Source organism: Chryseobacterium sp. JV558, from assembly GCF_033712365.1.
Lineage (GTDB): Bacteria > Bacteroidota > Bacteroidia > Flavobacteriales > Weeksellaceae > Chryseobacterium.
Map to the genome: position 1 here is coordinate 431,342 of NZ_WJHU01000002.1, position 14,745 is coordinate 446,086.

Below are 14,745 nucleotides of genomic sequence, written 5' to 3' on the forward strand. Positions count from 1 at the left end.
TCAACCTCAATTTTTTATGATCAGAAGTTAGAGGTGAGAAATTAAAAGTTAGATTTTGAGAGTATTTTGATTACTTCCATCTTCCGTCTTCTATCTTCCAGCCATTAATTACTGATAAAACTTTTTATTAAACTTTCTATTTCTTTTTTAGCTGCATCAAGATCTTCATTAATAACAATCTTGTCAAACTCGCCGGCGTAGGTCATTTCTTCTTCTGCCTTTGCTACACGGGTTTGTATGGTTTCTGCATCATCTGTATTTCTGGAGATCAATCTTCGTTCCAATTCTTCAATGGAAGGCGGTTCTATAAAAATAGACAGGGCTTTTTCACCGAAATATTTTTTTAACGAAATACCTCCTTTTACATCTACATCAAAAATAACAACTTTTCCCTGATTCCAGATTTTTTCTACTTCAGATTTTAAAGTACCGTAATATTTATCAGTATATACTTCTTCATATTCTACAAAAGCATCTTCAGAAATTTTCTGTCTGAATTCATCCGGTGTCAGAAAATGATAATCTACCTGATGAATTTCACTTCCTCTTGGCTGTCTTGTGGTACATGAGATTGAAAATTCCAGCTCAGGAAATGTTTCCAGTGAATGCTTTACCAATGTAGTTTTTCCGCTCCCTGATGGTGCTGAAAATATAATTACTTTATCCATTTTTTTTGATTTCAGGTTTCAGGTTTCGAGTTACAGAGTTCATTGTTAGGAATGATCATCACGCATCTCGTAACCCGTACCTATCATTACAATACGTTTAACGTTTGTTCTTTAATTTTTTCCAGATCATCTTTCATCATTACAACCAGTTTCTGGATTTCTGCATGATTGGCTTTAGAACCTAATGTATTGATCTCTCTTCCGATTTCCTGAGAAATAAAGCCCAGTTTTTTTCCGTTGAAAGATTCATTGTCCATTACTTCTTTATAATATTTTAAGTGCTGGGTAAGTCTTACCTTTTCTTCAGAGATATCAAGCTTTTCAGTGAAATAGGCCATTTCCTGGTAGAAACGCGTTTCATCTACGTTTTCAAATTCTTTCAAAGATTTCTGGTAACGTTCTTTCACGCTGACAATTCTTTCTTCCTCAAAAGGAATTACTTCTCCAAGATATTTGTCAATATTCTGAATATTTCTGTTTAATTCTTCGTGTAAAATGCTGCCTTCAGTTTTTCTGAATTCCTCAAATCTGTTAATAGCATTATTGACAATTTTAGCCAGCGCTTCCCATTCACCTGCCGTAAGTTCATCAGGTCTTGATGAGATAGCATCAGGAAGTCTTACTGCCATTTTAAGGTATTCGAAATTAGGACCGTCAGAAGCTATGTTTTTAAGCTCATTGATGTAAGATTCAATTAAATTTTTATTAATTTTTACATCATTGGACTCTTCAAGGTTCTCAATATTAACGTAGCAGTCTACTTTTCCACGGATAATTCTATCGTTAAGAATTTTTCTGATTTCAAATTCTTTTTCTTTATAACGTAAAGGAATTTTAATATTCAAATCAAAGCTCTTGCTGTTCAGTGATTTAATATCTATTGTAATTTTTTTTCCTTCAAAAACATCTTCGGCTCTACCGAATCCGGTCATTGATAAAATCATAGTTTTTTATTGTTCTACAAAGATAAACATTTAAGTCTATACTATAATACCATGAAACTTCAACGTACAGTATATAATTATTCAAGTTTTAAATTTATTTTGAACCATTAAGAACATTTAAGCTGTTAAGTTTAATTAAGAAAAAATCTCATAGATTTTCAGAAGCGTTCTACTAAAAAGCGAAGCTCATCTTAATATTCTGAACTTCTTCATAAAATCTTAATGGTTCAAAATAAACAGCAGCTTTTTTGTAGATTTTATGTTTAAAAATAAAAATTCAAATAAACTCATTTTCGTAAATTAGCGCTGTGAAAAAGAAAAATTTGATTTCTGTAGTAGGCCCCACCGGAATCGGTAAGACGAGATTGGCAATTGATTTGGCGCAGCATTTCAATACGGAGATTATTTCCTGTGATTCCCGTCAGTTTTTTAAAGAAATGAAAATAGGTACAGCGGCACCTTCAGAAGAGGAACTTGCGGGGGCACCTCATCATTTTATCGGAAATCTTTCAGTTGAAGAATACTATTCTATCGGGCAGTATGAAGAAGATGCCCTTCAAAAACTCAATGAGCTTTTTGCAACGTATGACACCGTTATTCTTGTGGGCGGAAGTATGATGTATGAAAAAGCAGTGATAGAAGGTTTGCATGATCTGCCTGAAGCCAATACTGAAAACCAGGAAAAACTTCAGATTATTCTGGAACAGGAAGGAATAGAAAAACTTCAGGAAACTTTAAAGGAACTCGACCCCGAATATTTCAGTGTAGTGGATATTCACAACCACCGCAGGCTTTTGCGTGCTATAGATGTGATCTGGCAAACTGATACAAAATATTCTGAATTGATTGCTGTGTCCCAGGATTCAAGAGATTTTAATTTAATTCGAATCGGAATAGAAGCTCCCAGAGAAGAACTGTATGACAGAATCAACAGGAGAGTGGATATCATGATGGAAAAAGGACTGCTGGATGAAGTGAAGGGTCTTGAGAAATTCAAAGAACTCACTGCTTTGAATACGGTAGGCTATGCAGAGTTATTCAAATATTTTGATGGTGACTGGGATCTTGACTTTGCCATTTCAGAAATTAAAAAGAACAGCCGGAGATATGCAAAACGTCAGTTGACCTGGTATAGAAAAGCCGATGATATTCATTATTTGCAGTTGGGATATTCTGAAAAAGAGTATGAAGATTTGTTGAAATGGATTGCGGAGGAGTTTGAAAAGTAAATACTTTTACATTATTAAACGACTTTAGAAGCTTTGAAAATAGAGATTCCTACGGAATGACAAACTGGGCGCTTAGTTTACCCATACACTATGTCATTCCGTAGGAATCTAAGTTTAAATTCATATTGTAATAAATAGAAACAATACAAAAAAATGCGGCTCTGAAAAGAACCGCATCTTAAAACAAATATAATTTAATTTACTACTTCCAACCGCCGCCCAGCGCTCTGTATAGATCTACAATGCTGCTTAATCTCTGTCTTTTAATGGAAGCCAGATTCAACTCTGCCTGTAGGGAATTTCCCTGTGCTGTAATCACTTCCAGGTAATTGGCTGAACCTCCTTTGTAAAGAAGCTGTGCACTTTTAATTCCGTCTTTCAAGGTAGTTGCCTGCTCGGTAGCTTTTTGTTCCTGAGCTTTTAGGTTTTCATTAGATACCAAAGCATCTGAAACCTCACCTACAGCATTTAATACCGACTGACGGAATGCCAGAACATTTTTCTCTCTTTGAATTTTGGCTACTGCAAGATCCGTTTTCAACTGTCTTTTCTGGAAAATAGGCTGGGTAAGTCCTCCCAGAACAGACCCGAATAATGAAGCCGGAATCTGAAACCAGTTATCAAACTTGAATGAATTTACCCCTCCATTAGCTGTAATCTTCAATGCCGGGTACATATTGGCCTGAGCAATTCCTACGATAGCATTTGACTCCAGCAAAACAAGTTCCTGCTGACGAACGTCCGGTCTTCTGCTTACCATGGCTGCAGGAAGTCCTGCAGTGATAGTCTGAGGTAGGGAAGTGTCTGACATTTCAATCGTTCTGTTTACTTTATTAGGGATTTCCCCTACAAGAATGCTTAAAGCATTTTCCTGAATGGCAATATTCTGTTCCAATTGAGTAATCAGAAGTTCTGTAGCTTGTTTCTGAGCAGAGGCTTGCTGTACACCTAAAGAGGTGTTATCACCACTTTCCCACATTTTTTGTGTGATGAGTAATGTATTACTGCTTAGTTCCAGGTTTGATTTTGCAATTCCCAGCTGTCTGTCAAGCATCAGAAGATTATAATATCCCTGAGCAATGGCAGCTACTACCTGTGTCTGAACTGCTTTTGAAGCTTCATAAGTCTGCAAATACTGCATTCTTGAAACTTCCTGCTGGTTTTTAATTTTTCCCCAAATGTCAGCTTCCCATGAAAGGTTGAAGGCTGCATTGTAATCCTCAACATGGCTTGATCCTAAAAATAAATTTAAGCTTTGCCCATTCATGCTGTTTTTGGAAGGCCTTGAAATTTGCCCGCTTACTCCAAAACCAACATCCGGATATTGCATATATTTTGCCTGTTTCAGTTTTTCCTGTGAAGAGGCAACCTGCTTTAATGCAATCTGCAGGTCATAGTTATTTTTGATTCCTTTTTCAATCAGCCCCTGTAAAATAGGATCGCTGAAGAACTGCTTCCACTCCAGATTCGCTATGCTGGCTGTATCGGCAGTTGCAGTATACTGAAACTTTTCCGGCAATGGCAGTTCAGGCTCCGTGTATGCCAGTTTGGACACACATGATACAGAGCCTATAGCCAGCGCAAAAGTTAGAATAATATTTTTTACTCTTTTCATAGTTTTTAAACTTTTAATTGAATACAAAACTCAGAGAGGTTTCATTGATGCAAAAATTGTCTTTAGTAGGAGAAAATTGTTGGAATTTTTTAACCATTAAGAACAGCGGGAGAATAGTTAATCCTTTGTCTTAAAATTTTCTCTAAGTTTTGTCATTCATTTTTTATTAATGAGCTGAAGCTAAAAGTTCTTCCTCCATTTGTTTTTTCTTCAGTCTTTTCTGTTTTCTGCTTGGCATTTTTTCATGCAGATACTGGAAGATCACATACATTACCGGAATGATAAAGATCCCGAATATTACTCCTGTAAGCATTCCTCCTACGGTACTGTATCCAATAGAGTGATTACCTTTTGAAGAAGCTCCTTGTGTCCATACCAGCGGAAGCATTCCCACGATGAAGGCAAAAGAGGTCATTAAGATTGGTCTTAAACGTAATCTTGATGCCTGAAGCGCAGATTCTATCAAACTTTTTCCAGCTTTTCTTCTTTGTACAGCAAACTCTACGATCAGGATGGCATTTTTCGCCAATAACCCGACCAGCATGATCAATCCTACCTGAACGTAAATGTTGTTATCAATTCCTGCCAGTCCTGTGAAGGCAAATACTCCGAAAATTCCCGTTGGAATTGTAAGAATAACGGCAAATGGAAGGATATAACTTTCATACTGAGCTGCCAATAGGAAATACACAAACAAGATACTTAAGAAGAAAATGAATGATGTTTGTCCGCTTGTTTTGATCTCTTCACGGGTAATCCCTGTCCACTCATATCCATATCCTCTTGGTAGTGATTGCTGAGCAACTTCTTCTACCGCTTTGATGGCATCTCCGGTACTGTATCCCGGTTTTGGTGTTCCATTGATAGTTACTGCGTTGAAAAGGTTATTTCTTGTTACCGTTTCAGGTCCGAAAGTTCTTTTTAATGTAACCAGTGTTTTTGCAGGAACCATTTCTCCTGATTTATTTTTTACATAAATTCCTTCCAGAGAGTTGACATCGGTACGATAAGGAATATCTGCCTGTGCCATTACTCTGTAGTATTTTCCAAACCTGTTGAAATCTGATACAAAGCTACTTCCGAAATAAATCTGCATAGTCTGCATCAATTCTGTAACGGAAACACCCAGCTGATTGGCTTTGTCTGTATCTACATCAATCGTATACTGAGGGTTTCCAGCAGCATAAGTAGTAAAGGCAAATGCAATTTCCGGTCGTTTCATCAGCTCCCCAATGAACTGCTGGGTAGTTGTTCCCAATTGTTCAAAAGAACCGTTTGTTTTGTCCTGCAGCATAAATTCAAATCCGGAAACGTTACCGAATCCCTGAACAGTAGGGAAGTTGAAGAAGAATGCATTGGCATCTTTCACCTGGCTTACCTTTCCTGTTAATGTTGCTGCAATCTGGTCAGGATCTTTCATTTCACCGCGTTTGTCATAATCTTTAAGCTTAATGAAACCTGCAGAATATGGAGAAGCATTGGCGTTACTGATAAAGTTCATACCATCTGCTACCCAAAGGTGATTGGTTGCTTTTTCACCATTGATAATTTTATCAATCTGAGCAGTCGCTCTGTGGGTTCTTTCCAATGAACTTCCCGGAGGAGTATTCACGGCATACAATACGAATCCCTGATCTTCTGTAGGAATAAATCCTGACGGAGCTTTCTTGATAAGGAATGCACTTGCTGCTGTAATAATGACAAGTCCTCCTACAGCAACCCATTTATTTTTAATTAAAAATTTAAGGCTGTAAATATACTTTCGGGTCATATTGTTGAAGCTCACATTAAATGCGTTGAAAAATCTAGCTCCAAATCCTTTTTTATGACCGTGCTCACCATGCTCTCCCTGAGGATCATTTAAGAACATCGCACATAATGCAGGACTTAATGTCAATGCATTAACTGCTGAAATTAAAATCGCAATGACTAATGTAAATGCAAACTGTCTGTAGAAAACTCCTGCAGGTCCCTGCATGAAACCAACCGGAATAAACACGGCACACATTACCAGTGTAATGGAAATAATAGCTCCTGAAATTTCACTCATTGAATTCGTGGTAGCTTGTTCTACAGGCATTCCTGTCTGTTCCATTTTAGAATGGACGGCTTCTACCACTACAATGGCGTCATCTACCACAATACCGATGGCCAGAACCAATGCAAACAGCGTAAGCATGTTGATACTGAAACCAAACAGCTGAAGGAAGAAGAATGTTCCGATGATTGCAACGGGTACTGCAATAGCCGGAATTAATGTAGATCTGAAATCCTGAAGGAAAATATATACTACAATAAATACCAGAATGAAGGCAATGATTAACGTTTCAACAACCTGATGAATAGATGCATCCAGGAAGTCTTTAGAGTTATACATGATAATTGGTTTTACTCCTTTTGGAAGAGTAGTTTCCATTACTTTCACCTGACTTTCAATTTCAGTCAGGATTTCATTCGCATTAGAACCTGCAGTCTGTAAGATGGCAAATCCGGCAACCGGTTTCCCGTCAACTCTGTTTGTTGCAGTATAAGTATAAGAACCGAATTCTACTCTTGCTACATCTTTTAATCGTAAGAAAGAACCATCACTGTTCGCTTTGATAGCGATGTTTTCGTAGTCTTCATTCTTATTCAGTTTTCCTTTATATTTAAGGATATATTCGTAAGTTTCCTTACTTCCCTGTCCCAAACGGCCCGGAGCTGCTTCAAGGTTGTGGTCTTTAATAGCTCCCAGAACTTCCTGAGGAGAAAGATTGTTAGCTGCCAGTCTGTCCGGTTTCAGCCAGATTCTCATGGAGTAATCCCTTGTTCCGAATACCTGAGCCTGTGCAACCCCCGGAATACGCTGTATCTGAGGAATAACATTAATTTTCAGGTAGTTTTGAAGGAATAATTCGTCATATTGTTTTTCATTTTCACTGGTCAAACCCATGAACATGATCATACTGTTCTGTACTTTCTGGGTAGAAATCCCGGCCTGTACCACCTCCTGAGGCAGTTGGCTCATCGCTTTTGATACACGGTTTTGTACGTTTACTGCTGCATTATCAGCGTCAGCGCCCTGTTTGAAGAAGACACTCAGTGTCATCGTACCGTCATTACTGGAATTTGAGGTCATATACGTCATGTTCTCAACTCCGTTCACGGCTTCCTCAATCGGGGTGGCTACCGAACGTGCTACAACCTCCGCATTGGCTCCTGGATAGAATGCCGTTACCTGTACACTCGGTGGAGCGATATCCGGAAAGAGGGCTATTGGTAAATTAAAGAGAGACAGGGCTCCCAATAATAAGAGTATTATGGAGATGACCGTTGAAAGGACCGGTCTTTCTATAAATTGTTTTAACATAAGAAGTTTATTTTTTTAAGTCTTCTGTATTCGGAAAGGATTATAATGGTTTCGCTTTTAATAAGCTGTCAGAAGAAATATTTTTCGGCTTGATAGATGCACCATCTTTTAAGCTTCCAATTCCTGTGTATACTATTTTTTCTCCAGGTGCAAGCCCTTCAGAAATAAAATAATAGCTATCCGTTTTTCCTGATATTTTGATTGGTCTTCCGGTTACCTTCTGATCTTTACCCATTACATATACATAGGTTTTATCCTGAATTTCGAAAGTAGACTCCTGTGGAATCACTACGGCATTCGAGATCAGTTGCGGCATACGTACTCTTCCTGTATTTCCGGTTCTTAAAGCTCCGTTTGTATTAGGGAAAACGGCACGTACACTGATGGCTCCGGTAGTTTTATCAAACTGTCCGTCTACGATGCTCAGTTTTCCTTTTTCAGGATAAGTACTGTTGTCAGCAATTACCAATTCTACCATTGGCATATTTTTCAGCTTTTCTTCCAGAGTAGCTCCGGGATATTTATTCTGAAAAGCAATAAAGTCCAGTTCACTCAGAGAGAAATAAGCATAAATTTCACTGATGTCTGATAACAATGTCAATGGATTTACATCTGTTCTTGAAATCAGACTTCCCTTTTTGTAAGGGATTCTTCCGATATATCCGCTTACAGGAGCTGTAATGGTTGTAAATCCTACATTGATTCTTGCGCTTCCTACCGAAGCTTTTGCTTGTGCAGCAGATGCAACAGCGGCTTCATAATTGGCTTTTGCTGTTTTAAGCTGTACATCAGAAACTACTTTGGCAGCTACCAATGGCTGAAGTCTATCTACTTCCACTTTTGCCTTCTGTATATTGGCATTAGCAGCCTGCAGATTAGCCTGCGCCATATTCATTTGCTCGCCGTAGCTTCTTGAATCTATTTTAAATAATGGTTGTCCGGCTCTTACGTAAGCACCTTCTTCTACATAGATTCTATCCAGATATCCGTCTACCTGAGATCTGATTTCTACGTTATTTTTCCCTTCTAAAGCAGTAGGGAATTCCTGATATGTAGTAGCGGGTGATGTAAGAACGGTATAAACCGGAAGTTCTGGAGCTGGCGGTGCGGCATTGGCTCCTTCTGCAGCTTTGGTACAGCTCTGTAAAAGAATTATACTTGCAATAAGTACAATAAACCTTGTTTTTCCAGGTATTTTCATTGTGGTTTAATTTTTTTAATGAAGTGTTAGAGGTAAGTAATGTGTTTTAATAAATGCTGTGTTTTTTCCTAACAGTGTTAATAATTAGTTCAAAAAAAATTACAGAATTTTTAATGTGCAATTGGGTCGATAGTTTCCATAATTGAAAATTGTTTTAATGTATTTAAGTATATAATGATGGTGTAAGGTGTGTTAATTTTACTAACAGTGTTAATTCGTAAACAAAAAATGATTACTTTTAACAGCTGAATGATATGAATTGCTCCATAAATGGTTTGGTTTTTAATCAGGAATCACAAAATAATCTAAGTTAATTCAGTGTTAAGTTTCCTAACGGTGTTAATTTTTAATTCAAAAAAAAATTACAAAGACTTAATAAAAGCCGAAACAGTTTCGTCCAATGTTGTCTTGTTCATTGTAGAAGGGATATCAGCAGTACGCATCATCATAATAGAGATCATTCCGTGAACGGCAGAAAATAGGGCATGAGACATATGACAGGCATTGTCAGGATTAGACCCATTTTTCTTAATAATCTCGTAAGTACATTCATAGATCAGTTCCTGAAATGAAGAAAATTCTTTTTTCATCTGCCCTTTTCCACAGCACTGCATCCCAAGACCAAACATAAGCTGGTAATATTCCTTATTTTTAAAAGCGAAGTTCCAGTAGGCATCCACAATAGCAGAAAGCTGCTCTTCCGGAGTGTTATGTTTTTTCTGAGCTTTTAATAATTCTATATGTAAATTGTGAAAACCATCTAAAGAAATTTCAAATAGAATGGCTTCTTTATTTTCAAAATAATCATATACCACCGGGGCACTATACTCAATAGCGTCTGCTATCTTCCGCATAGAAAGTGATGCCCAGCCTTCAGTTTTAGCCAAAGTAAATGCAGCCTGCAAAATATTTGCACGGATGGATTCCTTTTCTCGTTGACGGCGTTCATGTAGACCCATGATATTGATATTTCTTTTACTAACAGCGTTAGCAAAACTACAAACTTTTTAATATAACTTCCAAAGATATTTTGCATTTAACAGTAAAAAACGAGTATAAAAACTTTATATCAAGGGGATGAAAGAAGTGAGAATAAGCTCAGCAAGCTGGTTTTAGATAAAAACTTTTTAAAATAAAGAGATTGATAGAATTTGACTATGACTATTTTGGAAGCTTCATAACGTCTCTCTTTCTTGTGATGTTAAAAATAAAAATGTCTCTTTCAGAACCCGTTTTAATAATAAAAGAAATATCTATCTTTGCCCATAAAGAAAAAAGGATATGAATACTCCCTCAAATATGTTGGCACTAGGAACAAAAGCTCCGTTTTTTGAACTTCCTAACCCGTCAAAAACGAATGAACTTCAGTCTTTGGAAGACCTGAAAGGAGAAAAAGGAACATTGGTAATCTTTATGTGCAACCATTGCCCGTTTGTACTTCACGTGATCGACAAGATCAACGAATTGTATGAAGATTATAACGAGCAAGGAATTGAATTCATCGCTATCAATGCTAATGATGTTGAAAAATATCCGGCAGATTCTCCTGAAAAAATGATTGAATTTCAGATTGAAAGAAATTTTGATTTCCCTTATTTATTTGATGAAAGCCAGGCAGTAGCTAAAGCTTACGATGCGGCTTGTACACCGGATTTTTATTTCTTTGATGACAAACTGGATCTTGTATACAGAGGTCAGATGGATGATTCGAGACCGGGAAATAATAAAGATGTGACCGGAGAAGACTTGATCATTGCTTTTGAAAATCTTTTGGCTGGAGAAGCTCAGGAAGAAATTCAAAGACCTAGCATGGGATGTAATATTAAATGGAAATAAGTAATTGTGCCGGTTACTGATTATCTAGCTGCCGGTTTTTACTCATTATAATATAGAGCTGCTCTTTTAGAGTGGCTTTTTTGTTGATTGAAACATCTGCGCTTAGTTTATCCACACCTTTTGTCACTCCGTAGGAGTCTCAGTTTAATTTTTCTATTAAAAACTCACCTTACTTTTAGTCTCTTTCTCAACCTTCAAATCAACATTGACTTTATTGTGAGAATAATTCTTGATAAACTCTGAAGGTGTTTTTCCTGTATATTTTTTAAACATCCTGTTAAAATATGTCACATTATTGAACCCGCAATGATAGCTGCATTCTGAAATAGATTTATCTTGTGCCATCAGCAGACATGCCTTATTGATTCTGTATCTATTGACAAATTCTGTAAAAGTGATCTGGGTTGCTTTTTTAAAGAAGTTACAGAAAGCCGGCAATGTCAGATTGGCAAGTTTGGCGACTTGTTCAATTTCAATTTCCTTATCATAATGATGTTCTACGTACGTGAAGATATTTTCCAGGCGGGTTTTATTTTTTGAAATAATGGTGTAAGGCATGATTTCTTTGTTCAGAAGATCATAATCTTCACATTTTGAAAGCTCGAAAAGAATCTCAAGCAGCAGCAAATATCTTCTGTAACCTTCCGATTCAAGCATAAGCTTCAGTTTGGGAAGCATGACTTTTTTTACTTTATGATGAAAATGAATCCCGTATTTTGAAAGTTCCAGTAGGTTTTTAATAGATCTGGCTTCAACTTCCTGCTGAGGAAATTGAAGAATTTCTTCCTTGAACTGAAGTACAATTTCTTCATGCGGATCAATAGAATTCAATCCAAATCCGGAATGGGGGATATTGGACCCAATTAATACCAGATCTCCATTGGTGTAATTACTTTTATGGTAGCCTACATGACGGGTTCCACTTCCAGAAATGACACATACCAGTTCAATTTCCGGATGATAATGATACTCCCATTTAAATTCTGAAATAGGGGAGTTATTATGAATCGTGCGGAAGGAGCTCTTGTCATTAGGGATTACCCTTTCAAAAGTGACTTTCATTTAATTAATCATATTTAATTACTAAAAATACTAATTATATTAATATAGTTCAAATATTGATTTACTGTGTTAAATTATCGTTAACACAAATGCTTCTATCTTAGCCGACAAGAAATAACCTGAATGAAAAATATTAACATCAAGGCCGTTTTATTTTTAAATTATTTTGTCTTCGCCATTCTTCTGAATTCTGTAGGAACAGTCATTCTACAGGTGCAGCAGAATTTTGGGATTTCAAAATCTTCGGCCAGTGTTTTGGAAGGTTTCAAAGATCTGCCCATTGCCATTTGTTCATTCATTCTGGCTTCATTTCTTCCCAAAATAGGAATTAAAAAATCAATGTTGATTGCACTGTTTCTGGTAAGCTGTATGTGTTTTGTAATGCCGTTTACCAATGACTTCTGGGTTTTTAAATTATTATTTGCAACCGTAGGAGTTTCCTTTGCTTTAATCAAGATATCGGTTTTTACTTCTATTGGATTGGTGACAGAAACAGACAAGGAACATTCCAGTTTCATGGGATTTCTGGAAGGATTTTTCATGATTGGAGTATTGGCAGGAAATGTTTTATTCAGTTTATACATTGATGATCACAATCCGGAATCTACCCGATGGCTGGATGTGTATTGGATTCTTGGAGGGCTTTCTACTTTATCCTTTTTATTCTTATTCTTTTCAAAGCTGAATGAGCAGGAAGCGAAAAGTGAGAAAACAGACCTATTGGGAGATTTAAGAAACAGCGCCAGTTTATTCAGTTACAAAAAAGTATTGTTCTTTTTATTATGTGCTTTCCTTTTTGTATTGGTAGAACAGAGTTTTCAAACATGGACGCCTACTTTTTATAAAGAAATTTTAAAAGTGCCTACCTCAATGAGTATTCAGGCGGGAGCTGTTTTGGCAGGAGCTTTTGCTTTGGGAAGATTTCTGTCGGGATTCTTTTCTAAGAAATTCAACTGGATTTATGTGGTTTCTTTTTGTGTGATAGGTTTTGCCATCAGCTTACTGTTGGTTTTACCTCTTACTCATAATATTCACATTGATACAAATACAAGCTGGATGAACGCACCTTTGGTGGTGTATTTATTTCCCTTGATGGGAGGTTTGCTGGCACCTATTTATCCAAGTATTAATTCTGTGATTCTGGCATCAATCCCAAAATATTTGCATAGCGCGATGTCAGGTTTGATTGTCGTTTTCTCAGCAATCGGAGGAACTATTGGTTCTATTATTACCGGTTTTGTGTTTCAGGAATTCAGCGGTCAGCAGGCATTTTACCTTTCTCTGATTCCGCTTTCATTACTGATCATTTCAGCAGTTTTCATGAATAAATTAAAAATTAATCCTAAAAAATAACAATGAGTAATCAGCTTTACATAAAAGAAATTCAAAGTCTGTTTGATGAGGTGCAGAGATCTGAAATTTTTGAAGATCAGAAAATGATGACGGATGCAGTTCCTCTGTTTCCTGTTGCAAAGATTAATGAAGATTATGAAAAATCAAAAAATACAGAAGGTTTTGATCTGAAAGATTTTGTGATGACCCATTTTGACTTTTTAGGGGTGAGAGTTTCTATTCATAGAGAAGACCATCTTCCCATCACAGAACATATTGAAAAATTATGGGATGAGCTGACGCGTACAGCCTATGAAGAAAAGGGAACCCTTTTAAAGTTACCGAAACCTTATATCGTTCCGGGAGGACGCTTTAATGAGTTTTTCTATTGGGACAGCTATTTTATTATGCTAGGATTAAAAGCTTCGGGCAGAATAGAAATGATGAAAAATATTATTGAAAATTGTTCTTACCTGATCCAGAATGTAGGATTTGTTCCTAATGCGAGCAGAACCCATTTCCTGAGCAGATCACAGCCTCCTTATTTTTCATTAATGCTGGACCTTCTTTTTGAAACAACACATGAGGAAGGAATTTATACAGAATATCATGATACCCTAGAAAAGGAGTATGCTTTCTGGATGAATGGTGAAGAAGGACTTGAAAATAATTCAAGTATAAAAAGAGTAGTCAGAACATCGGAAGGAGATATTCTAAACCGTTATTACGATGCAGAAAATGCACCACGTCCTGAGAGTTATCTGATCGATATTGAAGATCATGAAAAAACTTCGGGAGATGAATTTTACAGAAATATAAGAAGTGCCTGTGAATCGGGTTGGGATTTTTCCAGCAGATGGTTTGCAGACGGAGAAAATATACAGACGATAGAAACACTGAATCTTGCTCAAGTAGATCTAAACTGCCTTCTATGGCATTTGGAAATGACTTTGGCAAAATCTTCAGCGCTTCAGAATTTGAGTGAAAAAGAAAATTATTTTTCAGAAAGAGCAGCAAGCCGAAGACAGATGATCAATAAATATTTCTGGGATGGAAATACTAACAATTATAAAGATTATCACACTAAAAAAAACACAAAAACACCGTCTGAACATATTGCTGCTCTTTACCCTTTATTCCTTGGGATTGCAGATCAGGAACAGGCGGAGGCAGTTGCTAAAGCCATTGCTGAAAAGTTTCTCTATCAGGGAGGGCTTGTTACTACAACTAAAAACTCAGGGCAGCAGTGGGATCTTCCCAATGCATGGGCTCCTTATCAATGGCTGGGCTTTAAAGCAATGAAAAATTATGGCTTTGATGAACTGGCTGAGAAAATAAAAAATAATTGGTGTTCCAATGTAGAAAGAGTGTACAAGAATACCGGAAAACTAATGGAAAAATACAATGCATTAGACACAGAAACAATAGCAGGCGGCGGGGAATACCCTAATCAGGATGGATTTGGTTGGACCAATGGAGTGTATTTACAATTACAACAAAACTGAAACT

11 protein-coding genes are annotated in these 14,745 nt (G+C 36.8%); 4 read left to right on the forward strand and 7 right to left on the reverse strand.

Annotation, left to right across the window (positions count from 1 at the left end):
* Positions 1 to 104: 104 nt before the first annotated feature.
* Positions 105 to 668, reverse strand: a complete 564-nt coding sequence (gmk, locus tag GFU89_RS07740; RefSeq protein WP_318846585.1) for a guanylate kinase — start codon at positions 666 to 668, stop codon at positions 105 to 107.
* An 86-nt stretch (positions 669 to 754) separates the two neighbouring features.
* On the reverse strand, positions 755 to 1,612 hold the full coding sequence (locus GFU89_RS07745; RefSeq protein ID WP_318846586.1) for a YicC family protein: 858 nt from the start codon (positions 1,610 to 1,612) through the stop codon (positions 755 to 757).
* Between the two features lie 308 nt (positions 1,613 to 1,920).
* On the opposite strand from GFU89_RS07745, the gene miaA reads away from it, so the two are divergent.
* Positions 1,921 to 2,841 carry a tRNA (adenosine(37)-N6)-dimethylallyltransferase MiaA gene (gene miaA / locus GFU89_RS07750; RefSeq protein ID WP_318846587.1) on the forward strand — a complete coding sequence of 307 codons (921 nt, stop codon included), beginning with the start codon at positions 1,921 to 1,923 and terminating at the stop codon, positions 2,839 to 2,841.
* Positions 2,842 to 3,043: 202 nt separating this feature from the next.
* Here miaA and GFU89_RS07755 read toward each other — a convergent pair whose 3' ends face one another.
* The 4 genes from GFU89_RS07755 to GFU89_RS07770 form a co-directional block, all read right to left on the reverse strand.
* Positions 3,044 to 4,456: an efflux transporter outer membrane subunit gene (locus GFU89_RS07755; protein WP_318846588.1), complete on the reverse strand. Its 1,413-nt coding sequence runs from the start codon at positions 4,454 to 4,456 to the stop codon at positions 3,044 to 3,046.
* Positions 4,457 to 4,622: 166 nt separating this feature from the next.
* Positions 4,623 to 7,805, reverse strand: a complete 3,183-nt coding sequence (locus tag GFU89_RS07760) for an efflux RND transporter permease subunit (protein ID WP_318846589.1) — start codon at positions 7,803 to 7,805, stop codon at positions 4,623 to 4,625.
* A gap of 40 nt (positions 7,806 to 7,845) precedes the next feature.
* Positions 7,846 to 9,006, reverse strand: coding sequence for an efflux RND transporter periplasmic adaptor subunit (locus GFU89_RS07765; RefSeq protein ID WP_318846590.1), 1,161 nt, complete (start codon positions 9,004 to 9,006; stop codon positions 7,846 to 7,848).
* A 362-nt stretch (positions 9,007 to 9,368) separates the two neighbouring features.
* Positions 9,369 to 9,965: a TetR/AcrR family transcriptional regulator gene (locus GFU89_RS07770; protein WP_318846591.1), complete on the reverse strand. Its 597-nt coding sequence runs from the start codon at positions 9,963 to 9,965 to the stop codon at positions 9,369 to 9,371.
* Positions 9,966 to 10,287: 322 nt separating this feature from the next.
* Between GFU89_RS07770 and GFU89_RS07775 the strand changes: the two genes are divergently transcribed.
* Complete coding sequence (locus GFU89_RS07775) at positions 10,288 to 10,842, forward strand: thioredoxin family protein (RefSeq protein ID WP_318846592.1); 555 nt, start codon at positions 10,288 to 10,290, stop codon at positions 10,840 to 10,842.
* Between the two features lie 156 nt (positions 10,843 to 10,998).
* Here the strand turns inward: GFU89_RS07775 and GFU89_RS07780 are convergent, their stop codons facing one another.
* Positions 10,999 to 11,904, reverse strand: a complete 906-nt coding sequence (locus GFU89_RS07780) for an AraC family transcriptional regulator (RefSeq protein ID WP_318846593.1) — start codon at positions 11,902 to 11,904, stop codon at positions 10,999 to 11,001.
* Positions 11,905 to 12,027: 123 nt separating this feature from the next.
* Here GFU89_RS07780 and GFU89_RS07785 point away from each other — a divergent pair, with 123 nt between their 5' ends.
* Together GFU89_RS07785 and GFU89_RS07790 are read left to right on the forward strand one after the other, a co-directional pair.
* Positions 12,028 to 13,257 (forward strand): MFS transporter, encoded by a 1,230-nt coding sequence (locus GFU89_RS07785; protein WP_318846594.1) that lies wholly within the window; start codon positions 12,028 to 12,030, stop codon positions 13,255 to 13,257.
* A gap of 2 nt (positions 13,258 to 13,259) precedes the next feature.
* Positions 13,260 to 14,741, forward strand: a complete 1,482-nt coding sequence (locus GFU89_RS07790; protein WP_318846595.1) for a trehalase family glycosidase — start codon at positions 13,260 to 13,262, stop codon at positions 14,739 to 14,741.
* Positions 14,742 to 14,745 lie beyond the last annotated feature (4 nt).

Excerpts from the sequence above, each read along its gene's own strand:
- gmk (WP_318846585.1), bottom strand. The coding sequence starts at position 668 with ATGGATAAAGTAATTATATTTTCAGCACCATCAGGGAGCGGAAAAACT.
- GFU89_RS07790 (WP_318846595.1), top strand. The coding sequence starts at position 13,260 with ATGAGTAATCAGCTTTACATAAAAGAAATTCAAAGTCTGTTTGATGAG.
- GFU89_RS07765 (WP_318846590.1), bottom strand. The coding sequence starts at position 9,006 with ATGAAAATACCTGGAAAAACAAGGTTTATTGTACTTATTGCAAGTATA.
- GFU89_RS07745 (WP_318846586.1), bottom strand. The coding sequence starts at position 1,612 with ATGATTTTATCAATGACCGGATTCGGTAGAGCCGAAGATGTTTTTGAA.
- GFU89_RS07780 (WP_318846593.1), bottom strand. The coding sequence starts at position 11,904 with ATGAAAGTCACTTTTGAAAGGGTAATCCCTAATGACAAGAGCTCCTTC.
- GFU89_RS07770 (WP_318846591.1), bottom strand. The coding sequence starts at position 9,965 with ATGGGTCTACATGAACGCCGTCAACGAGAAAAGGAATCCATCCGTGCA.
- GFU89_RS07755 (WP_318846588.1), bottom strand. The coding sequence starts at position 4,456 with ATGAAAAGAGTAAAAAATATTATTCTAACTTTTGCGCTGGCTATAGGC.
- GFU89_RS07785 (WP_318846594.1), top strand. The coding sequence starts at position 12,028 with ATGAAAAATATTAACATCAAGGCCGTTTTATTTTTAAATTATTTTGTC.
- GFU89_RS07775 (WP_318846592.1), top strand. The coding sequence starts at position 10,288 with ATGAATACTCCCTCAAATATGTTGGCACTAGGAACAAAAGCTCCGTTT.
- GFU89_RS07760 (WP_318846589.1), bottom strand. The coding sequence starts at position 7,805 with ATGTTAAAACAATTTATAGAAAGACCGGTCCTTTCAACGGTCATCTCC.